General features: G+C 59.0%; 17 protein-coding genes. 9 read left to right on the top strand and 8 right to left on the bottom strand.

The features are described from left to right. Positions 1-11: 11 nt before the first annotated feature. Both eat and exaC read right to left on the bottom strand, forming a co-directional pair. The gene (eat, locus tag AACY11_RS04020) at positions 12-1,382 is read right to left on the bottom strand and encodes an ethanolamine permease (RefSeq protein ID WP_339464737.1); all 1,371 of its coding nucleotides are present in this window, start codon (positions 1,380-1,382) and stop codon (positions 12-14) included. A 306-nt stretch (positions 1,383-1,688) separates the two neighbouring features. Further along, complete coding sequence (gene exaC / locus AACY11_RS04015; RefSeq protein WP_339464735.1) at positions 1,689-3,209, bottom strand: acetaldehyde dehydrogenase ExaC; 1,521 nt, start codon at positions 3,207-3,209, stop codon at positions 1,689-1,691. A 302-nt stretch (positions 3,210-3,511) separates the two neighbouring features. Here exaC and AACY11_RS04010 point away from each other — a divergent pair, with 302 nt between their 5' ends. The 4 genes from AACY11_RS04010 (at position 3,512) to AACY11_RS03995 (ending at position 7,837) form a co-directional block, all read left to right on the top strand. Then, complete coding sequence (locus AACY11_RS04010) at positions 3,512-5,419, top strand: sigma-54-dependent Fis family transcriptional regulator (protein WP_339493921.1); 1,908 nt, start codon at positions 3,512-3,514, stop codon at positions 5,417-5,419. Positions 5,420-5,566: 147 nt separating this feature from the next. Further along, a complete protein-coding gene (gene mpl / locus AACY11_RS04005) occupies positions 5,567-6,916 on the top strand; it encodes a UDP-N-acetylmuramate:L-alanyl-gamma-D-glutamyl-meso-diaminopimelate ligase (protein WP_339493920.1) in 1,350 nt (449 codons plus the stop codon). Beyond that, on the top strand, positions 6,913-7,560 hold the full coding sequence (ubiX, locus tag AACY11_RS04000; protein WP_221730205.1) for a flavin prenyltransferase UbiX: 648 nt from the start codon (positions 6,913-6,915) through the stop codon (positions 7,558-7,560). Before mpl ends, ubiX begins: the two co-directional genes overlap by 4 nt. Next, the gene (locus tag AACY11_RS03995) at positions 7,553-7,837 is read left to right on the top strand and encodes a YceK/YidQ family lipoprotein (RefSeq protein WP_339431332.1); all 285 of its coding nucleotides are present in this window, start codon (positions 7,553-7,555) and stop codon (positions 7,835-7,837) included. Before ubiX ends, AACY11_RS03995 begins: the two co-directional genes overlap by 8 nt. Positions 7,838-7,977: 140 nt before the next feature. Here the strand turns inward: AACY11_RS03995 and AACY11_RS03990 are convergent, their stop codons facing one another. The 3 genes from AACY11_RS03990 to AACY11_RS03980 all read right to left on the bottom strand — a co-directional run bounded on the left by AACY11_RS03990 (position 7,978) and on the right by AACY11_RS03980 (position 10,941). Continuing rightward, positions 7,978-8,619 (bottom strand): oxidoreductase, encoded by a 642-nt coding sequence (locus tag AACY11_RS03990; protein WP_339431333.1) that lies wholly within the window; start codon positions 8,617-8,619, stop codon positions 7,978-7,980. A 27-nt stretch (positions 8,620-8,646) separates the two neighbouring features. Further along, positions 8,647-10,374: a C13 family peptidase gene (locus AACY11_RS03985; RefSeq protein WP_339493918.1), complete on the bottom strand. Its 1,728-nt coding sequence runs from the start codon at positions 10,372-10,374 to the stop codon at positions 8,647-8,649. A gap of 111 nt (positions 10,375-10,485) precedes the next feature. After that, positions 10,486-10,941 carry a MaoC family dehydratase gene (locus AACY11_RS03980; protein WP_034153755.1) on the bottom strand — a complete coding sequence of 152 codons (456 nt, stop codon included), beginning with the start codon at positions 10,939-10,941 and terminating at the stop codon, positions 10,486-10,488. Positions 10,942-11,134: 193 nt separating this feature from the next. Between AACY11_RS03980 and AACY11_RS03975 the strand changes: the two genes are divergently transcribed. The 5 genes from AACY11_RS03975 to AACY11_RS03955 all read left to right on the top strand — a co-directional run bounded on the left by AACY11_RS03975 (position 11,135) and on the right by AACY11_RS03955 (position 13,803). Beyond that, complete coding sequence (locus AACY11_RS03975) at positions 11,135-11,497, top strand: CidA/LrgA family protein (RefSeq protein ID WP_339431335.1); 363 nt, start codon at positions 11,135-11,137, stop codon at positions 11,495-11,497. Beyond that, positions 11,497-12,213 carry an LrgB family protein gene (locus AACY11_RS03970; protein ID WP_221730200.1) on the top strand — a complete coding sequence of 239 codons (717 nt, stop codon included), beginning with the start codon at positions 11,497-11,499 and terminating at the stop codon, positions 12,211-12,213. The genes AACY11_RS03975 and AACY11_RS03970 overlap by 1 nt, the downstream gene beginning before the upstream one ends. Before the next feature lie 10 nt (positions 12,214-12,223). Beyond that, on the top strand, positions 12,224-12,814 hold the full coding sequence (locus AACY11_RS03965) for an LON peptidase substrate-binding domain-containing protein (protein WP_339493916.1): 591 nt from the start codon (positions 12,224-12,226) through the stop codon (positions 12,812-12,814). A gap of 90 nt (positions 12,815-12,904) precedes the next feature. Beyond that, complete coding sequence (locus AACY11_RS03960) at positions 12,905-13,159, top strand: hypothetical protein (protein WP_339431337.1); 255 nt, start codon at positions 12,905-12,907, stop codon at positions 13,157-13,159. Positions 13,160-13,224: 65 nt separating this feature from the next. After that, entirely contained in the window at positions 13,225-13,803 is a 579-nt protein-coding gene (locus AACY11_RS03955; protein WP_339431338.1) for a hypothetical protein, read from the top strand. A gap of 65 nt (positions 13,804-13,868) precedes the next feature. Here AACY11_RS03955 and AACY11_RS03950 read toward each other — a convergent pair whose 3' ends face one another. From AACY11_RS03950 to AACY11_RS03940, 3 genes are all read right to left on the bottom strand, one after another. Next, the gene (locus AACY11_RS03950) at positions 13,869-15,662 is read right to left on the bottom strand and encodes a hypothetical protein (RefSeq protein WP_339493914.1); all 1,794 of its coding nucleotides are present in this window, start codon (positions 15,660-15,662) and stop codon (positions 13,869-13,871) included. Positions 15,663-15,948: 286 nt separating this feature from the next. Further along, complete coding sequence (locus AACY11_RS03945; protein ID WP_339464729.1) at positions 15,949-17,913, bottom strand: hypothetical protein; 1,965 nt, start codon at positions 17,911-17,913, stop codon at positions 15,949-15,951. A 108-nt stretch (positions 17,914-18,021) separates the two neighbouring features. Then, a complete protein-coding gene (locus tag AACY11_RS03940; protein WP_339493912.1) occupies positions 18,022-21,531 on the bottom strand; it encodes a calcium-binding protein in 3,510 nt (1,169 codons plus the stop codon). Positions 21,532-21,607: the final 76 nt, after the last annotated feature.

The following is a 21,607-nucleotide window of genomic DNA, read 5'->3' as shown; positions in this document are numbered from 1 at the left end:
TACCGGTGCAACTAGATACCTTCGAGCATAGCGTCTGTCGGTGCGTCGGCGCGTTGCTTGGCGGTCAACTGGAAATACAGATACCCAATGACCATGAAACCAAGGAACACACAGCCGATCAGCGTGTTGAACCACGCCATCGCCACCAGGCACACCACGGCCAGAAACAGCGCGATGGCCGGCACCACCGGATAGCCCGGGGCGCGGAAGGTGCGTTCCAGGTTCGGCTCGGTTTGGCGCAGTTTGAACAGGCTGAGCATGCTGATGATGTACATCACGATCGCGCCGAATACCGACATGGTGATCATCGCCGCGGTCAGCGTCATGCCTTGCAGATTGACCAGACCGTCGCTGTAGATCGCCGCGATGCCGATCACGCCACCGGCCAGAATCGCGCGATGGGGCGTCTGGAACCGCGAGAGTTTGGCCAGACTTTTCGGCAGGTAACCGGCGCGGGCGAGGGCGAAGAACTGGCGCGAGTAGCCAAGAATGATGCCGTGGAAACTCGCCACCAGACCGAACAGGCCGATCCACACCAGCATGTGCATCCATGACGAATTGTTGCCGACCACCGCTTTCATGGCCTGCGGCAGCGGATCGTTGATGTTCGACAGTTGGCGCCAGTCGCCAACGCCACCGGCCATCACCATCACGCCGATGGCGAGGAACACCAGGGTCAGGATGCCGCTGACATAAGCCTTGGGAATCGTGCGTTTCGGGTCTTTGGCTTCCTCCGCCGCCATGGCCGCGCCTTCGATGGCGAGGAAGAACCAGATCGCAAACGGTATCGCGGCAAAGATCCCGGGGATCGAACCCAGGGTGAACTCGTTGGCGCCCGACCACCCGTTGAGCACGAAATTGCTGAAACTGAAGCCCGGCGCGACCACGCCCATGAACACCAGCAATTCGGCGACGGCCAGCACCGTGACCACCAACTCAAAGGTCGCGGCGATGCTCACGCCGAGAATGTTCAGGGTCATGAACACGAAATAGGCGCCGACCGCAGCGATCTTCGGATCAAGCTCGGGGTATTGCACATTCAGATAGGCGCCGATGGCCATGGCAATGGCCGGTGGTGCGAAGACGAACTCGATCAGCGTAGCGATGCCGGCGATCAATCCGCCTTTTTCGCCGAACGCCCGACGGCTGTAGGCAAACGGCCCGCCGGCGTGGGGAATCGCGGTGGTCAATTCGGTGAAACTGAAGATGAAGCAGGTGTACATGGTCGCGACCATCAGCGCCGTGACCAGAAAACCCAAGGTGCCTGCGGTGCCCCAGCCGTAACTCCAGCCGAAGTATTCGCCGGAAATCACCAGGCCGACGGCAATGCCCCACAGGTGCAGGGTGCCGAGTGTGGGTTTGAGTTGTGTGGTGGTAGTCATAAGTCCTCGCTGTCTTTTTATTGTTTGATCTGTTGGACTTTCGGGTGTCGCGGTTGGGGTGGATGGAGGCTGTTCACGCAGCGGCAGTTTTTCTGCAAATCCTGAATGACGGGTACGCAAGGGCCGTGCCAGAGCGGCCAGGCCTTGTGTGTTGTGTCATTAAGGACGCCTTCGCGAGCAATCCCGCTCCCACATCGGATCTGTGCCGAATCCAACCATGTGGGCCGAAGCAAGTCCCCTGTGGGAGCGGACTTGCTCGCGAAGGCGATTGAACGGGCAACACAAACCTCTGTGTTGCCCCCGGTTTTAGAAGAAGCCCAACGGATTGATGTCGTAGCTCACCAGCAGGTTTTTGGTCTGCTGATAGTGGTCGAGCATCATCTTGTGGGTTTCGCGGCCAACGCCGGACTTCTTGTACCCGCCGAACGCGGCATGCGCCGGGTACAGGTGGTAGCAGTTGGTCCACACGCGACCGGCCTTGATCGCCCGGCCCATGCGGTAGGCGCGGTTGATGTCGCGGGTCCACAGGCCCGCACCGAGGCCGAACTCGGTGTCGTTGGCGATGGCCAGGGCTTCGGCTTCGTCCTTGAACGTGGTGATGCTCACCACTGGGCCGAAGATTTCTTCCTGGAACACGCGCATTTTGTTGGTGCCCTTGAGCAGGGTCGGCTGGATGTAATAACCGGTCGACAGATTGCCCTCGAGTTTTTCCACCTTGCCGCCCGTCAGCAGTTCGGCGCCTTCGCCCTTGGCGATTTCCAGGTACGACAGGATCTTGTCGAATTGTTGCTCGGACGCCTGGGCGCCGACCATGGTGTCGGTGTCCAGCGGGTCGCCACGTTTGATCGACAGGACCTTCTTCATCACCACTTTCATGAATTCTTCGTAGATCGATTCCTGCACCAGCGCACGGGACGGGCAGGTGCAGACTTCGCCCTGATTGAAGAACGCCAGCACCAGACCTTCAGCGGCCTTCTCAATGAAGGTCGGCTCGGCCTGCATGATGTCTTCGAAGAAGATGTTCGGCGACTTGCCACCCAGTTCGACGGTGGACGGAATGATGTTCTCGGCGGCGCACTTCATGATGTGCGAGCCGACCGGGGTCGAACCGGTGAAGGCGATCTTGGCGATGCGTTTGCTGGTGGCGAGGGCTTCGCCGGCTTCTTTGCCGAAGCCTTGCACCACGTTGAGTACGCCCGGTGGCAGCAGGTCGCCGATCACTTCCATCAGTACACAGATGCCCAGTGGCGTTTGCTCGGCCGGTTTGAGCACCACGCAGTTGCCGGCGGCCAGCGCCGGGGCGAGTTTCCACGCGGCCATCAGCAGCGGGAAGTTCCACGGGATGATCTGACCGACCACGCCCAGCGGTTCATGAATGTGATACGCCACGGTGTTGCCGTCGATTTCGGCAGCGCTGCCTTCCTGGGCACGCAGGCAGCCAGCGAAGTAACGGAAATGGTCGGCGGCCAGCGGAATGTCGGCGTTGAGGGTTTCGCGGATGGCTTTGCCGTTGTCCCAGGTTTCGGTGATCGCCAGCAGTTCGAGGTTCTGTTCGATGCGGTCGGCGATTTTCAGCAGGATCAGCGAGCGCGCCTGCACGGAGGTCGCGCCCCACGCATCGGCGGCGGCGTGGGCAGCGTCCAGTGCCTTGTCGATATCTTCGGCAGTGGAGCGCGGGAATTCGGCAATCGGTTGGCCATTGACTGGCGAGGTGTTGGTGAAGTACTGACCTTTGACAGGCGCGACGAACTCGCCGCCGATGTAGTTACCGTACTTGCTCTTGAACGAGACTTTGGCGCCTTCAGTACCGGGGTGAGCGTAACGCATGATGATGTTCTCCTTGGCTTTGTACTTATTAGAGAAACGCGCAAGTGCGCTTGCTATAAGCGTAGAGCAAAGGTTGGGCCACTGCCGTGCAGGTCAGGTAAATCAAGGCCTTGGGTGGTTTTTGTCGGACGGGCGGAGCGCGCCTGTGACGGTTTCGGTACAGCGGGGGTGACAGTTTGTACCGTTCTTGGCACAGCCTGTGACCGGACAGTCTCGCCAGCATTGCAATGCGCCGGTGGCTGGAGGATGCTGGGCGTCACCTCAAGCATTGGGCCGTCGAGCCTCGGGGAGAACAATAAGAAATGCACGACAACCATTTGAGTCGCCATGCCCAGCAGGTTCTCACGGCCACCCAGGGCAAACCGCACCTGCACGGGCCCGGTGCCGATCCGTCGATTGCCCGCTCTTGGCTGCGTTGTCTTGAGGACTATCACCTCGACCCGGCCCTGGCCATGGCGCCCACCGTGCTCGAACACGGGCGCGTGCTTGAAAGCCGCGAGCGTCTGCAACAGGTTCTGCAGATCGCCGGCAATGAAATGAGCAGCCTGCATCAACAACTGTCCGGCGCCGGCCACGCGGTGCTGCTGACCGATGCGCGCGGGGTGATCCTCAACTGCGTCACCGCGCCCGCCGAGCGCAGGATTTTCGAGCGCGCCGGCCTCTGGCTCGGGGCTGACTGGAGCGAAGCCTGTGAAGGCACCAACGGCATCGGCACTTGCCTGGTCGAGCGTCAGGCGTTGACCATCCATCAGGATGAACACTTTCGCGGTCGTCACACCGGCCTGACCTGCTCGGCGAGCCCGGTGTTCGACCCGCACGGCGAACTGTTGGCGGTGCTCGATGTGTCTTCGGCGCGCCACGATGTCTCGCGCCAGAGCCAGTTCCACACCATGGCGCTGGTCAATCTGTCGGCGAAGATGATCGAGAGTTGCTACTTCCTGCGCTGTTTCGATAACCAATGGTTGTTGCGTTTTCATTTGCAGGCCGAGTCCGTCGGCCTGTTCAGCGAAGGCTTGCTGGCGTTTGACGGGGAAGGGCGGATCAGTGCGGTCAACCAGAGTGCGCTGAACCTGCTGGGGCATATTCGCGGTGGGCTGCTCGGCCAACCGGTCGAGGCGTTTTTCGACTGTTCGCTGGATGAGTTGCTGGGCCGCGCGAGTGCCAATGCCAGCGCCAGTTGGCCGCTGCGCACCCGCGACGGGCGACATCTGTTTGCCGTGTTGCGTGGCGAGTCGCGCAAGCCGCTGCCGATCATCCCGGCCTCCATCAAACCCGAGCCTGCGCGTCTGTCGGGGATCTGCCTCGGTGATGCGGCGCTGCAAGCGGACTTTCGTAAAGCCCTGCGCGTGTTCGAACGCGATGTACCGCTGCTGATCAACGGTGAAACCGGCTCCGGCAAAGAGGCTTTCGCAAAGGCTGTGCATCAGGCCAGTCAACGATCGAACAGGGCGTTTGTCGCGCTCAACTGTGCGGCAATCCCCGAGAGCCTGATCGAGAGCGAACTGTTCGGCTATCGCGGCGGCAGCTTCACCGGCGCCCGCAAGGACGGTATGCGCGGCAAGTTGCAGCAGGCCGATGGCGGTACGTTGTTCCTTGATGAAATCGGCGACATGCCGCTGGCCTTGCAGACTCGCTTGTTGCGGGTGCTGGAAGATCGGCAGGTGGTGCCGATTGGCGGTGAGCCCGAAGCGGTCAACGTGAGGATCATCAGCGCGACCCATCGCAATCTGCTGGGCCGGGTCGAGGACGGCAGTTTTCGTGAGGATCTGTATTACCGGCTCAATGGGTTGGAAGTGGCGCTGCCTGCATTGCGTGATCGCAGTGACAAGTCGCAATTGCTGGATTTTCTGCTGGCCGAAGAGGCAAGCGGCGAACCAATCCTGATTGAAGCGCCGGCGCGTGAGGCGTTGCTGGCGTTCAACTGGCCGGGCAATGTGCGGCAGTTGCGCAATGTGCTGCGCACGTTGGCGGCGTTGTGTGATGACGGGCGGGTTGGGCTGGAGGATTTGCCGGCGATGTTTCGACAAGTGCGACCGAGGGTGGCTGTGGAGGTTTGTGCGGCCGAGCATCCCCTTGAAGATGCCGAACGCTTGGCCTTGCTCGCCGCGCTGGAACAGACGCGGTGGCACATGACACAAACGGCGCAACAGCTTGGGGTCAGTCGCAATACGCTTTACAGAAAGCTGCGCAAACACGCTATCGCCCGCTAAACCGGGTCGCGCCATTGGCGAGCAAGCCCGCGCCCGCAAGGACTGCGCTGACATTGTGGGCGCGGGCTTGCTCGCTAAGGCGCGAAACACAAGGTGCGATTTCCCCCTCCCTACGCTAACCTGCGGCCATGTTTTACGAGGTCGACTATGCACATTCATATTCTGGGTATCTGCGGGACTTTCATGGGCTCGATGGCGGTTCTGGCCAAAGAGCTGGGCCATCATGTGACCGGCTCCGACGCCAACGTCTATCCGCCGATGAGCACGCAGCTTGAGGCCCAAGGCATTGTGCTGACTCAGGGCTACGACCCGGCCCAGCTCGATCCGGCACCGGATCTGGTGGTGATCGGCAACGCCATGTCCCGCGGCAATCCGGCGGTGGAATATGTGCTGAACAAAGGCTTGCCGTATGTGTCCGGCCCGCAATGGCTGGCCGATCATGTGCTGCAAGGTCGCTGGGTGCTGGCCGTCGCCGGTACCCATGGCAAAACCACCACCAGCAGCATGCTTGCCTGGGTGCTGGAACACGCCGGCATGAGCCCGGGTTTCCTCATCGGCGGCGTGCCGCAGAACTTCTCGGTGTCCGCACGTTTGGGCGGTACGCCGTTCTTCGTGATCGAGGCCGACGAGTACGACAGCGCCTTCTTCGACAAACGCTCGAAGTTCGTTCACTACCGCCCGCGTACCGCGATCCTCAATAATCTTGAGTTCGATCACGCGGACATCTTCCCGGATCTGCCAGCGATCGAGCGGCAATTCCACCATCTGGTGCGCACGATCCCGAGTGAAGGCCTGGTCATTCATCCGACCACCGAGCCTGCCTTGCAGCGTGTGATCGAGATGGGTTGCTGGACCCCGGTGCAAACCACCGGTGCCGGCGGGCAGTGGCAGGTCAAGTTGCTGAAGGACGACGGTTCGGCGTTCGAAGTCATGTTCGAAGGTGTGTCCCAAGGCACCGTCGAATGGGAGCTGACCGGTCAGCACAACGTCGCCAATGCCCTGGCCGCGCTGGCAGCGGCGCGTCATGTTGGCGTGGTGCCGTCGATGGGCATTGCCGGGCTGAGCGCCTTCAAGAACGTCAAACGCCGGATGGAAAAAGTCGCTGAGGTGCGCGGCATCACCATCTATGACGACTTCGCTCACCATCCAACCGCGATTGCCACCACCCTCGACGGCTTGCGCAAGCGCATCGGCGATGCACCCTTGATCGCGATCATCGAGCCGCGTTCCAACTCCATGAAGCTGGGCGCGCACCGCGACGGTTTGCCGGACAGCGTGGTCGATGCCGATCAGGTGATCTGGTACGCCCCGGCCAACCTCGGCTGGGATCTGGCCGCCACCGCTGCGTTATGCACGGTGCCGTCGATTGTCAGCGATTCACTGGAAGGCATCATCGAACGTGTGAAGAGCCAGGCTCAGCCCGGCACTCACGTCGTGATCATGAGCAACGGCGGCTTCGGCGGCCTGCACGGCAAACTCGCCGAGGCGCTGCAATGAACACTCGTTTGGAGAGCAATGGCCCCGAACGCATCACCCTGGCCATGACCGGCGCTTCAGGCGCGCAGTACGGTTTGCGCCTGCTCGATTGTCTGGTGCGTGAAGATCGTGAAGTGCACTTCCTGATCTCCAAGGCTGCGCAATTGGTGATGGCTACCGAAACCGATGTGTCGCTGCCGCCCAAACCGCAGACGATGCAGGCATTCCTCACCGAATACACCGGAGCGGCCGCCGGGCAGATCCGCGTGTATGGCAAGGAAGACTGGATGTCGCCAGTGGCCTCAGGCTCCGGTGCACCTGCGGCGATGGTCGTCGTGCCATGCTCCACCGGCACGCTGTCGGCGATTGCCACCGGTGCCTGCAACAACCTGATCGAGCGCGCCGCCGACGTGACGCTAAAGGAGCGCCGCCAGTTGATTCTGGTCCCGCGTGAGGCGCCGTATTCGAGCATTCATCTGGAGCACATGCTCAAGTTGTCGAACATGGGCGTGACCATCCTGCCGGCGTCGCCGGGTTTCTATCATCAGCCGCAGACCATCGATGACCTGATCGACTTCGTCGTGGCGCGGATTCTCAATCTGCTGGGCATTCCCCAAGACATGCTGCCGCGTTGGGGTGAGCATCATCTGAGCAGCGATGAATAAGCTGCTGATCGTTGTGCTGGCGCTGCAACTGGCCGGTTGCGCTACGGCACGCACGCTCGATGCCGCCAAACCGGGGGCGCCGGTGGTGTATGCCGGTACGCGGCTGGATTTGTATGCGATCAATGGCGGGTGTTGCGCGATGGATCGGTTCGGGGCTGAGGCGCCGAGCTATCCGGGCGTGGATCTGCCGGCGAGTGCGTTGCTCGATACGCTGTTACTGCCGTTGTCGTTGCTCACGGTGATTGGCGTGGGATTTCAGGCAACTGGTGGATTGTAGGGGAGTGCTCGCACTCCATTGGCGGGCACGGGCAAGCCACGCTCCCACAGGGATTGAGTCTTACGCCAGGTGTGTGTTCGCTGAAGATTACTGTGGTGTCTGGGCTTGCTCGCGAAGAGGCCAGCCCAGACACCACAAAACTACTTGCCGAGCTTGCGCAACTCATCCGATTCAATCACCCGCACCCCATCCTGTTCTTCCAGCGCCAGGCGCCACATGGCGCGGGCCAGTTGGCAGGCCTCGATGCCACGGTATTTACCGGGGATCAATTTTGAAAACGGCGCAGCAAGCTGCTCGCCCAGACGCGGTTCGGTGCGTTCACCGAGCAGCAGCGATGGCCGGCAAATGGTCAGTTGCGGCCAGTTCTGTGCGCGCAATGCCTGTTCCATTTCACCTTTGACCCGATTGTAGAAAATCGATGAATTCGGATCGGCGCCCAGCGCGCTGATCACGATCAGGTGCCGTGCGCCCATCTCCCGTGCGCGTTTGGCGAACGCCACCACCATGTCCAGGTCGACCGCACGAAAGGCGGCTTCGGAGCCGGCCTGTTTGATGGTGGTGCCGAGGCAGCAATAGGCGATGTCGACACGGCCGCTGAGCTGCGGCAGAAAAACCTGCGGGTCGCCGACCGGGTTTTCCAGATGCGGGTGTTCCGCCAATGGCCGACGGGAAGGGGCTAGCACGCGAGAAATCGTTGGTTCGTTGAGCAAACGGTCGAGCAGGTGTTCACCGGTCAAACCGGTGGCTCCGGCAAGCAATACGTGCTGAGGCGTCAAGTACATAGTGTCTCTCCCTTGATACTGTTCAGCTTAGTTGCTCTTTATCGCTGCGTCGTTCAATGCAGCACTTTGCAACGCTTTCCTGGCTTGCTGTTTGCGCAGCAGTTGCCAATGTGACAGCACGGTTTTCGGCGCCCAGATTTGCGGCTCCGAGGCTTCGAAATTGTCCGCCAGTTCACGCTCGGCGACGGTGGCTTTGGCCAGTTTGAAGGCGTGTTCGAGATCGTCGGTCTGGTTCAGCGCCTGGGCGAACAGTGCATCGCCGAAGTAGGTGAAGTTGGCTTCTTCGGAGCAGCCAAAGGACACGCGATCGGCGCGCGAAGCCGTCATGATCAGCGTGCGTTCGTCTTTGAGGGCCGGGATGAAGCCGCCGGAGTAGCACGCTGAGATCACGATGATCTTGTCGCGGTTTTTCAGCGGTGCCAGCACGGCGGCGAGTTCGTCGGCAGGCAGGTCGGCCAGTTCCATGCGCGGCTGGTCGAGTACCAGTTCGTGTTCGGCGGTGCCGTGGCTGGTCAGGTAGATAAACAGCAGGTCTTCCGGGCCGCTGCGTTCGGCGAGGGTTTGCGCGGCGCGGCGCAGATTCTCGCGAGTGGCCATCGGTCGGTCGGCGAGGTGGTCGCGGTGGTTGACCAGACGGATCTGGCCATAAGCCCCAAACCGCGTTTTGAGCATGTTGGCGACGTAGTCGGATTCGCGCAGGAACACGCTCTGCTTGCCATCGCCGCCCAAGGTCAGGGTGTACAGCTCAACCGCTGGGGTTGAGGCCGGGATGGCCGCCAGGGCGTCATCAAGCAAGCGGCCCTGGGCCAGCAAGCCGAGTTCGAGGATGTCGGGCAGCAACTTGCCGTCGGCATCGCGCACTCGCTGGCCATTGACCCAGGTGCCGCTCATCACGCTGCCATCGGTCAGCACCAGGGTGCCGCGTCCGGAGTAACTGTCGCTGTCGAAACCACCGATGTAGAAGCTGCCGTCAGACAGATTCAAGCGTCCCTGACCGCTGAAGCGCCAGTCGTTGAATTCGCCCACGTAGTGGCTGCCGTCGGCGCCGATCAGTTCACCCTTGCCGGTCAGCGCGCCTTCCTTGAACTGTCCGAGCCAAACGTCGCCGTCGGCGTTTTCGTAGCGGCCCTTGCCGTGCAACTGGTTGTTCTTGAAACCACCGACGTAGACGTCACCGTCAGCGCTGTTGAAGGTGCCGTTGCCTTCCAGTTGACCATTGACGAAATGGCCGGTGAACGAGTTGCCGCTGGAGTCGCCACGCTGGCCTTCGCCGTTGGGTTTGCCGTGGGCGAACTGGCCTTGATAGGAACTGCCATCGTCCATTTCGAGACGGCCGAGCCCGGAATATTGATCAGCCTTGAACTCGCCACGGTAGGTCATGGCGTTTTCTTTCAGGGTGCCTTCGCCGTCCCGTCGGCCCTGCTTGAAACCGCCGGTGTAACTGCTGGCGTTGGTGGTCAGGCTGCCCTGGCCGTCGAACAGACCTTGCTGGAACTGGCCGCGATAGACCTCGCCATTGCTGCCATGCCATTCGCCCTGCCCGTGCCACTGCCCCTTGTCGAACTGCCCGGCGTACCAACTGCCGTTGGGGTAGTCGACGCGCCCCTGGCCTTGCAACAAACCGTCGACCAGTTCGCCGCGATAGCGTCCGCCATCCGGCAGGCGTGCATCAGGAGGCAACAGCGATTCGCCGTCGCCGCAAGCGGCAAGCAACAGGGTCAAGGCTAGGGGGGCAAGAGTGGCGAGTGAGCGCATAGCGGGATCCGGGCAATTAGGCGACCGAGTATGCCGCAGCTATGTGACCTTATACAGCCGCCGCTAAGACAGTGGATGCGAAACAGCGTGCGCTGCTTCGCATCCCGGCGCTTAAACGAAGCAGAGCGACAGGGGCTCGGCGATGTAGGCCGGTTTGTCCGAGCCTTCTATCTCCAGTGTCGCTGTGGCTTTGAGCAGCCATTGGCCGGGTTTTTTCTCGGTCACTTCGCCCAGGTCGACCTTCAGGCGAACTTTGGAATTGACCTTCACTGGCTGGATGAAACGCACGCTGTCGAGGCCATAGTTGACCACCATCTTCACGCCTTGCGGCAGCACGAGGATGTCTTCCATCAATTTCGGGATCAGCGACAACGACAGGAAACCGTGGGCAATGGTGCTGCCAAATGGCGTTTGCGCGGCTTTGACCGGGTCGACGTGAATGAACTGATAATCCCCGGTGGCTTCGGCGAACAGGTTGATGCGCTCCTGATCGATGGTGAGCCATTCGGAACGTCCGAGTTCCTTGCCGACATAATCTTTGAGCTCTGCAACTGGAACATAGGGCATTGAGACTCTCCTTGGGTTCATCGGTTTTATAGTTTTTCAGGTGGGGGATTTGACCGCCCTGCGAACCACTGTAGATCATCATGGCGATTTGCTCAGGTCAACTGACCATGCTTTTGGCGAATGCCGATCCATAGCGCAGGCGTGCTTATAATGCCGAGCCCCTGCTGGGCGGAAAGTAAGACGGAGATGTCGGATGTTGCTACGTGGCCTGACCCTGCTGGTGCTGTTTCAATTGCTCGGCACGGCGCTCAATCACTTGCTGTTGCCGGTGCTGCCGGGGCCGATCATCGGCCTGCTGCTGTTGCTGGTGTTCCTGATCATGCGTGGTGAGGTCGACGAACCGCTGAATCTCGCGGCCGCGAGCCTGCTGCGTTATCTGCCGTTGCTGCTGGTGCCACCGGCAGTGGGCGTGATGGTTTACGCCGCGGCGATTGCCGCCGACTTCTGGGCGATTGTCGGCGCACTGGTGGTGTCGTTGATTCTGTCGATGGCCTTCGCCGGAATGCTGATGCAGCGCATGGTCAGGCGTCACACGCACCGCTCGGAGGAGTCCTGATGCTTTTCGACTGGCAAGGTGCCTGGGACTCCGTGATCCACCATCCGCTGTTCGGCATCGGCATCACCCTGGGTGCCTATCAACTCGTGCTGGCGGCGTTCGAGAAAACCCGCTGGATCTTTTTGCAACCGGTGCTGGTCTCCATGCTGTTGGTGATCGGTGTGCTGGTGGGCTGTGGCCTGACGTACGCCGAATACCGCAAGAGCACCGAGATCCTCAGCATTCTGCTGGGGCCGGCGACGGTGGCGTTGGCGGTGCCGTTGTATCTGAACCTCAAACGCATCCGCCAATTGTTCTGGCCGATTTTTACTACGCTGGTGATAGGCGGGGTGGTTGCCACGGGGATGGGCGTCTTGCTGGGCTGGTGGTTCGGCGCCGATCACATGATCCTGATGACCATGGCGCCCAAGTCGGTGACTTCGCCGATCGCCATGCTGGTGGCCGAGCAGATCGGCGGTGTCGCAGCATTGGCGGCGGTGTTTGTGTTGATCACCGGCGTGATCGGCGCGATCTTCGGCCCGGCGTTGTTGACCCGGCTAGGCGTGCATAGCCCCGAGGCGCGCGGTATGGCGCTGGGCATGACCGCGCATGCGGTCGGCACTTCGGTGGCGTTGCAGGAAAGTGATGAGTGCGGCGCCTTCGCGGCGCTGGCGATGAGTCTGATGGGCGTGGCCACGGCGGTGTTCCTGCCGTTGGCGGTGTCGATGGTGGTGTAAGGAAATGTCTATGAGTCTGCCGCTTTTCCCGCTGAACACAGTGCTGTTTCCCGGCTGCAACCTCGACTTGCAGATCTTCGAGGCGCGCTACCTGGACATGATCGGTCGCTGCATGAAACAGGGCGGTGGCTTTGGTGTGGTGTGCATCCTCGACGGCCATGAAGTCGGCGTTGCGCCGCAAGGTTTTGCCTTGGTCGGGTGCGAGGCGCGGATCACCGATTTCCAGCAGCAGGACAATGGGCTGTTGGGCATTCGTGTACAGGGTGGACGGCGTTTCAATGTGCTGCGCACCGACGTGCAGCGCGATCAGTTGATCCTCGCCGACGTTGAGTGGCTGGACGACGATCCCGAGCAACCGTTGCAGGACGAGGACGCCGACCTGGTTGCCTTGCTCAAGGCTTTGGCCGAGCACCCGATGGTCGAGGCGTTGAACATGGGCACTGAGGCGCCGGGTCAGCAGTCGCTCGCCAATCAGTTGGCGTATCTGCTGCCGTTCGCCGAAGAAGACAAGATCGATCTGCTGCAACTTGATGATCCACAACAACGACTGGATGCCATCCAGGCGTTGCTCGATGAATTACAGGGAGAGTTGTTCGCCTAGTTGTACTTTGAATCAACTCACAATGCCTGCCAGTATTGTTTTGCTTCTGTCTTTATCTTAAGTTCAAGTTCCCCGCAGGAAGCGGGTGATATGAACAATAATAAGGAAGACGTCATGACGGTATATGAAGATGAGTGGGCGTTTTGGGATGACATCGCTGGCAAGTATATTTTGAAACATGCCGGGGCTGATCATAACGTTGCCAATGTGATTGAAGCGGCCTGCGTCTATGCCGATTTGATGGTGGTTGCGCGGCGTAAGCGTAAATCTGAAAAAATTCCTGTCAGCGAAGTTCCGCGTATGTCTGCAACCGCGAAAACCATAGTGGCAGCGGCGACCGCCTGACTGTTTTTTCAGATGGCCTGGCACCCTGACGATTACGGCGCCAGGCCTCCATGGATGGAAATTTTATGACTGTATCGATAAACACCGACATCACATTTACTGCAAACCTGTACCTTGACGGTCTGCCAGTAGTGCTCAATCAACAGCGCCTCCAACAGCGTCTGCGCAGTCCGCGTCTTACCAAACGCGAGCAACTGGATGCCGAAGTTAATCTGGCAGATTCTCGTGTTGCCAGTTTACTCACCCTTGCTGATCACGAACACGACGAACCTTTACTGTTGAAGTTCGTTGCGCAGGGCGACCGGTACGCGATCCACGTCGTGCAGCGCGGCATGTTTGATAACGCCAGATTAGCCTTCGAAAACAAAACACATAATCTATTGGCCAGCACGGCTGATAAAACGGATTATTTTTCGATCAATAAGCTTGGGGTGTCGAGCACTACTTTTAGCGATATCGAATTCGGGGCGGCCTATATTGGTTTGGTCAGTGAGTCGAATAACAGGCCTTTGTATTGCAATGTGGTCAAGGGCATGAGCACGTTCCTGAATGTCAATCCCAACCTGTCGAAACACGATGCTTTTAATTACAGTTCTGCTGTGTTTGTAATTAAAGTTGTTGAAAAGCTTTCAGCCGTTACCTGATAAAAAGCGCCATGCCTCGATTAGAAGTATGGCGCGATTCATTCGGTCAAACCGCTGGCTTCAGTTCAAGGTCTTTCATGCTCGGGTGTCGGCCAGGTGATGTCACCTGCAAATGTGTCGCGTCCTTTCGGCAAGAACAGTACCTTCGCGCCATCGGCGCCTACTCGGTCTATCAGTGCGTCATAAATCGTGGTGCCTTGCTCGCTGTAAGTGAGCGTTCCGTTCCAGGTTGCTTTCTCGATAGCGCTGACACTGCCGCCGGCACATTTGAATACATCCTCGACGCACGCTGCACGGGTCAGTTGCGAGTTCACCAGCCAGAGCCGCTGGGCACTGATGCCCCGTGTCGGCATCGACAGGCGCCCCTCTGTCGGATCGGCTTCAAAATCCAGATCGTTCAGGTAGAGGTTTTCCGCGCCGGGTACGACTTCGATGCCGCGGGTATCGATGACATAAAGGAAGCCTTGGGTCTGCTGGCGCCGAACCAGTGGGTAGTCTTTGGAGTAATCCAGTTCAAACGAGGTGTCAGATTCTGCATCTGAACCATCGCGACTACCGGGTGAGATATCGCCATCGGAAATCTTGCCCGGATACCGATTGGCCTGGGAGTTGTAATGCAGGGGGTGGGAGTATCCGCCCAACTCGCTTTTGTACCACAGGGCCTTGCCCAGACTGAATGTCGCACTCAAGGCCCACTTGGTGGTAATGCCAGAGGGATTGCCCTTGAGCCTGACCATGCGTTTATCCCGTGCCAACTCGAAAGGCGTGCGGTGGTCGCCCCGGAACATGGCAGGGATGTCGGTTCGATACAAAGCGAGATGCACATTGCGCTGATACCCCGCATGGTCCGTGTAGTTTTTCAGAAACTCGGCTTCATATCGTTGCTGTGCGGGAGGTAGCTCCTTCACATACTCAAAGCCATGATTTCTCAACTTGAGAAGGTAAGGCTCCAATTCTTGTGCGATCAGATTAAACCGCTGGTTGTCATCCTTGTTTTGAGTCAATCGTTTGTGTTGTTCCGCCCATTCGGGAAACGGTCCGCTTTCCAGCTCCTGACGCAAGCGGATCTGCTGTGCCACGGTCAAGTTGTAGCTGCGCAGCCATTGCGCACGTTCACTGGCAGACATTTGTGGATAAAGCCATCCCAGTGAATCAATCAGATAGTCGTGCGCTTTCACGCCCTTGAAGCGGCGGGCCCAATCAGGCGCCGTGCCGCTGACTTGCGCCTCATTACGAAACACCCACGCCTCTGCACCCTGCAAGCGATACATGCGCCAGATATCGCCGTCGGTCCATTGCTCAAGTTTCACGGTTACAGAACGGTCGCCCCGAGCTTCACGCGGGTCGACCTTGACCCACCTTTGTTTTTCATCCCTGAAGGCGTAACCGGTTCCCGGATAAAAAAGATTGGGATCAGCCTCACTGTGCCGGCGAACCGAATAGTAGCCATCGTGATCTGGAAGCTGGGAAATGGTGTGCTGACGGATATCAAAGTACTCGCTCGGTTTTTTCAGGCTCCAGGCATTGCTGTCGGCTATTCGGTAAAGCGGTGGCCCCCAAAGATCACGCTTGCTCAGCGACTTTGCCCGATAGGCTTTCATGGGGGCGTGGTACATCACCATCACCGTCTGGATGGCCGTGTCTGGATCATCGCTGGTGACGTCCGCAAATTGTCTGCCATTGTAGGCTCTCAGTCCGTCTGCAGCCGGCGCGGGTAGATGGTTCCCGACGTTCAGTACGTAGGGTTCCAGGGGAGAGGTCGTGACAGCAGGCCGGGGCGCAACGAGATCGGGCATCGGCGTGACGGTGACGGTGGCCCCTTGGTGCGCTGTTCCTGCGATCGGGCTGTCGGCGCTCACTCCAGCCGAAATCGTGTTCGAGCTGCCCGGGCTGAGTCGACCGGGCGGGTGGAAAACCGAATCGTTTGGTCTGTTGTCAGGTGTGATTGGGCGGGGGGCGGAGGGGCCGGGTGTATCCATCTTTGAATTTGGTCGTGAGCCCGGTTTGGGTCGCATGCAATAAAACTCCTTTTTGGATAAAACAGCCTGTCCGTAGGCTGTCGGGTTTGTATCGTTCTTTTGCGTGAAAGCAGCGCCAGTCACAACAGAGATCGCTGGCGCTTGGGTGTTTGGGGCCGCTAGACGGTCAAGGCCTGAAATGCTCGGGAACGGGCCAGACAACGTCGCCGGAGAGCGTGACTTCGCCTTTCGGCAAATGCAGGATCACGCCGCCGGAATCGGCAACTCGATTGATCAAGCGGTCATAAGGTGTTTCGCCCGAAAACCACACTGAGTTGCCGTCGGTTCCGTCCCACGTGGCTTTCTCGATAGCCTTGGCGTCATCACCGGCCTGTCGCAAGACATCTTCAACCCTTGCGGCCTTGTTCCGATTCGAGTGCACCAGCCAGATCCTCTCTGCGCTGATACCCCTCGTAGGCATTGATATCCGGCCTTCCATGTTATCCGCTTCAAAATCCTTGTTGTTCAGGTAAACGTTTTCCGCTCCGGGCACCACCTCGATGCCGCGGGTGTCGATGACATAAAGGAAGCCAAGTGTCTGTTTGCGCCGCAGCAATCGATAGTCACGCGAGTAGTCCATTTCAAACGACGTGTCGGATTCCCCCGCCGATTCAAATCGATAGTCGCTCGGTGAATCGCTGTCAGAACTGATATGTCCTGGATACCGGTTGGCCTGGCTGTTGTAATTCCGGGGGTTGGAGTAGTAACCAAAGCCCATGTAGGTCAACCCATTGGCCAGGCCGAATGTCGCGCTAAAAGCCCATCGGGTCGTGGAGTCGGAGGGGTTGCCCTTCAATCTCACCAGGCGTTTGTCCCGCGCCAGTTCAAAAGGGGTGCGCAGATCGGCCCGGAACATGGCAGGGATGTCGGTTCGGTACAGGAAGCCGTGCCGGTTTTGTTTATAGCCTGCACGCTTTAAGTACCCGTTCAGGAATTGGGCTTCATAGCGCTGCCCGACGTCGGGTAAATCGCTGGAAGAAAGTCCGCCTTCGGTTCTCAATCTGACAATGAAGGGGTCAAGTTCCTGCGCGATCTGCTCGAATCGCTGATCATCATCGCTGTTGGTCAGTCGCTTGTGCTGTTCTGCCCATTCGGGAATAGGGCCGATGTCCAGATCCTTCCTCAGACGAGCCTGTTGAGTGACGCTCAGGTTGTAGCTTCTGAGCAGTCGCTCGCATTCTACGGCGGACTTTTGCGGATAGAGCAATCGCAATGAACCTGTCACGTATTTGAAAGTGTCTGGCTCCTGAACGCGTCGGACCCAGTCAGGCACTCTGCCGATGGCTTGCGCTTCGTCCCGAAAGACCAGTGTTTCTGTACCTCGCAGGCGATACATGTTCCAGATGTCGCCATCGGTCAAGTGTTCAAATTTCAAGGGTATGGACGCCTCTCCCCGAGCTTCGAGCGGATCGACCTTGAACCAATTGTCATGCTCATCGCGAAGGGCGAAGCCGTAACCCTTATGCATTTTGTTCGGGTCAAAAAAATCGCGAAAGGAAACGGCGTAGTAGCCTTGGGCATCCGGTAGATGGGAGAACGCGAGCCGTTCGGTATTGTAGTAATCAACCGGTTTTTGCAAGGTCCAGGTGTTGCTCTCGCCGATGCGATAAAGCGGTGGTCCGCAGGGGGTTCGCTTACTGGGCAACTGGGCCCGGTAGGCTTTCATTTTGTCATCGAACCCTACCATCACGGTCTTGATGTCGCTTTGCGCGTTATCGCCGACAACGTCGGCAAACGGCTTGCCCTTGAAGAGTCTCAAACCAGCGGCATCGTGATCGACGGCGAGATTGGCCGGCGGGTGCTGGACATAGTCCTGCAGCGCAGATTGGCTGATAGTGGGTGGCGTCGGGGCGAGGTCATCCCTTTGCGTAACCGACAGGTGGACCTGTGTGGGCGAGGTTCCAGGCGTGGGATTGCCGGTTTTCACCTCTGACGACACGTTCAAATCAACCGATCCGTGGGGCCTGACGCGGGGAGGTAGCCCGAAATCCAGATTGTCCCCCGCGACTTCGGGCGAGTTCGGGCGGGTGAGCGACGGTTGGGCCGTATCGACCACTGGGGAGCGTTGAGGGGCTTTGGGTTTATTTCGCATAAGATTTGACTCCATGTCAGTGAATCAGCCATCCGTTGGCTGAATCGGGTTGGCCGGCATGGCAATCAGATCCATACCGGCGCGTCCTTGAGTGTGAGAAGAGAGCGGTCAGGCCTGGCCGATCGGCGCGATTGTCAGCTCTTCGGGTTTGATTGGCTGATGCGGATCAGTATCCACGCCCCAGCCGTTCCTCAACGAGCTGTAGTACACAGTGCCGATGGTTCCCGTTTTGAAGCCGATGTTGGTTATATGAACTTTTACGGCCAGTTCGTTGCGCTGTTGATGCGCACGGATATCGGCTTGCAGTGCTTCAATACTGGAATAGTGTCGGGCGTCGATGACGTAGAGCTGGATGACTTCAAACAGAAGTGACACTTCATAAATATTGCCGGATGAAGTCGCTACGCTGATCGACTCCACCGCAATGTCGCCTTCGATGCCTGGCAGTTCGATGACGCAACTGCCGACGCGCAAGCGATTGGAGTCCAGTCGTATATCGTCGCGTGTGACCGTTTCCGTCAATGTTTCGCTGTAGAGGGTCCAGGTCGAGGCGTCGGCCGTTCCAGCCGCTGCTTGCGGGGTGGACAGGCGAATGATCGAGTTGCTGGCCAGGTAGACATCGTAACTTGAGCTCTGGCCTTGCAGCAGATAGATGCCGGTGTGGGGCCGGGGTTCGATGACAATCTTTCTGGGGGCCGGGGGCAGCGCAATGGCCTTTGCGAGTCGTGGCTGGATACACAGATAGTTGCCATTGCGGCGCTTCAGGCAACTGCGGGTGGTGTAAATCCTGTTGCCGGGATTTCTGGCATCATCTTCGTAGTTCAGTGAGGGAACTTGAAGTCGATACGACACCTGGTCTTGCAGGATCACGGCAATGTCTTGCACCAGGCGCGGCGTCGTGACTTTCAGACTGTTTCTGCCGCTGTAGCCGGTGGCGGCGGTAATGGGCTGAATAATCCCTTTGAACACCACCACTTTTGATGGCAGCAAAATCGAGAGGTTGATGTCCTTGTAGATCAAGTGGGTGTTGCCCGAGACGCCTTTACGCGTTTCGACGTCATAACTGACGACCACTTCGACAATTTCCGAATCCTTGAAGTCGAGATAAACCTCTCGGGAGGTGTGCGGTGTGTGACGCGCGGCTAGAAACTCGACCCTGCCGTCTGCGCGTGACACAAAATGCCGCTTTGAACCCTGCTCCGTGATCACGACAGTACCGTGATTGACAATATCGGCATCGGGAGCCGGTCGGCCCTTGACGGTCTGCGCGACTTCAATCGCTTGGCTCAACGATTCACCTAATTGCTGGGGCAGGAGCGGCAACAGTTCATACCCGTCCTGGGTTTTGAACAGCCACCGTCCATTTTTCAACTGGCGCTGTCCGTCGATCGATTCGTAGAGGTCTTTAATGGTCAATACGTGCAGGGGATCTCTTCCATCCCTGTCGCGCAACGAACTGACGATCAGCGAGGTTCCGACGATCTCCCAGCGCTGAATGATTTCTCTTGGCCAGCCCAATTCGATGACGCTCGATTGTTCGCCATCCTCGACAATTGTCGTTCGGGCGTTGGTGTCGGCGATGTAATAGTGATCGGCGCCGCTGCCGCCATCGACATGACAATCGGGGCCAAAGATGTCAATTCTGTCGTTTCCGCCGCCAGTGCTGATGCGGTCGTAACCGTTGGCCGCCACTCGATTGGCGTCGTCGTTTCCGGTGACGTGGCTTGTGCCTTTGCGCAAGGTCGAGACGTTCTCGATCGAGGTGAGATGCGCGACTTCGACGGCATCGACTGCCGCGTCGAGTCTGCGCAATTTCATCTGGCCGCTTTGCAGGTCGATGTCGTGGCCGACGTGGCGGGTATCACTGAGCGGACGGCTGCCCTCGAAGACCAGGGTGTCAGAGCCTGCGCCGCCATCCAGCACGCTGATATGAGGCGGTTTGGTCAGACGATCAAGTTCCTGTTCGGTGACCGCCTGGTAAAACGCGTCATTCTTGTCGCCCCCGGTCAGCGCCTTGTGACCCTCGCGATAGGCAAACAGGTTGGGTTTGGCCTTGACGCCGATGACCCGGTCATTGCCGTCACCGAGGCGCCAGAAAACCCCTTTGTCATCGCCAGCAGTGCCGCTGACTTTGCCTTTCAGATCCTCAGGCAGACCGTTGCTGGCATCAATCACGTCGTCTGCGCCAACGATGACGGCCTGACTGTCGAGTTTGAACGGTTTTTCGCCGGCGCTTTCGTCCCACTGATAGCGCCAGAGTTCCACTGTCTTCAATTCAGTTTTGAAAGCGCCGTCGACGATGTGTTCGATGGCGTTTTTGTAGGCGCCGTCGAGCAGCTCTTTGGCTGACATCTCCAGTTGTGCCTGGTGGTCACGATAACCTTTGGAGAGCTTGAAGCGATCCATGACTTCCTTGTCCAGATCCTTGCCGGTAAAGGCGAACCAGCCGGAGCGCAAGCGTTCGAGGGTGCTCAGCTCGATGTAGTCATCGATGTCGTCCACGACTCGGGCCGCCGAGTAAATCATCGAGCCGAATATAAGCACCGCTGCGGCAACGAGGCCGACAGGCCCGGCGGTACTGCCGAACCCCGCGATCGCCGCCACGCCCAGCACCAGGCTGATACCTGCGCCCGCTACACTCACACTCGCGTTGACGTAATGATCCTGCGCTTCCTTGCCTTCGGCTTGTGCCGCCGCATTGAAGGATTTGACGGCATCGATGATGTCGAAGGGCAAGGTGATCGCACTGGCAAACAGTCCGGCACCTCGACTCAGGAATTTGCCTGCCGAGGTGCCAGGAAAAAGCTTGAAGGTGGTCGAGCCGTGTCTGAGCATCGCTTCGCCACCCTTGTTAAACCCCTGTTCGATGATCAGTGAGCCGAACTCTGCGGCGATCGACGCGCCCTGGAATATCGCTTCCCCTGCGTCACCTTTCTTGATCCCGTCCAGTACCCCCATGAATCCGCTGTAGACGCCGAATGCTTGCAGGCCGACGCCGAATCCATTCATCAGGTAGCTTGCCCTCCCGTTGACCCAGCCAGGAGCGTTGTCAAACGAATCGGCCCGGTGGATATCCAGTTTCTGCGCGGCCTGACCCAATCGATTGAGTTGCTCCATTGCACTGCCGGAGGCCAGCGGCGTATCGCTGACGAACAACGGCATGGCATCGGGCGAGCGCTTGCAGGCAATTTCATAGAAAAGCATCGCCACCACGCCGCTGTCTGGAATATCGACTGACTTCAATCGGCTCTCGACGGACGCCGAGTGGAAGTTGAGTCCGTCCAGAAAGGTTTGATCAGGTATCGGCATACCGGCGTTCGCGGGACTGATGGGCTGGCCATTGACCGTCGCCCCCAAGGCCTGGAGCTCGACGCGACTGGTCAGCACTTCACCGATGCGCAGTGGGCCGAAGTGTTTGTCGAGGGACTTGAGGGTGCGTCGATAGGGTGCGTCGGCGTCGGCGTCGGCGTCGGATATCGGTGCAGTGCCTGCCAGTGTTGCTGCGCTGTCCACCCGGCCGGCCGGTGGCGCATGGAGATTGGCCGAGGCATCGATGGGCGTCACCTCAATGGGTTGGACGTTTGAAATGTGCAGGGGTGGAGCGATGATTTTTGACACGTATTAATCCTTTAATGATGAAGCGATGACGTCCGGTTTCCGTACCGGTGTGCCGCTGAACTTGCATGACTGATTA

Origin of the sequence: Pseudomonas sp. RA_105y_Pfl2_P56 (assembly GCF_963970845.1) — a bacterium.
In the GTDB taxonomy this organism is placed as follows: Bacteria; Pseudomonadota; Gammaproteobacteria; order Pseudomonadales; family Pseudomonadaceae; genus Aquipseudomonas; species Aquipseudomonas baetica_A.
The sequence above is the reverse complement of the archived record's forward strand: the minus strand, read 5'-3'. Positions and strand labels throughout refer to the sequence as shown.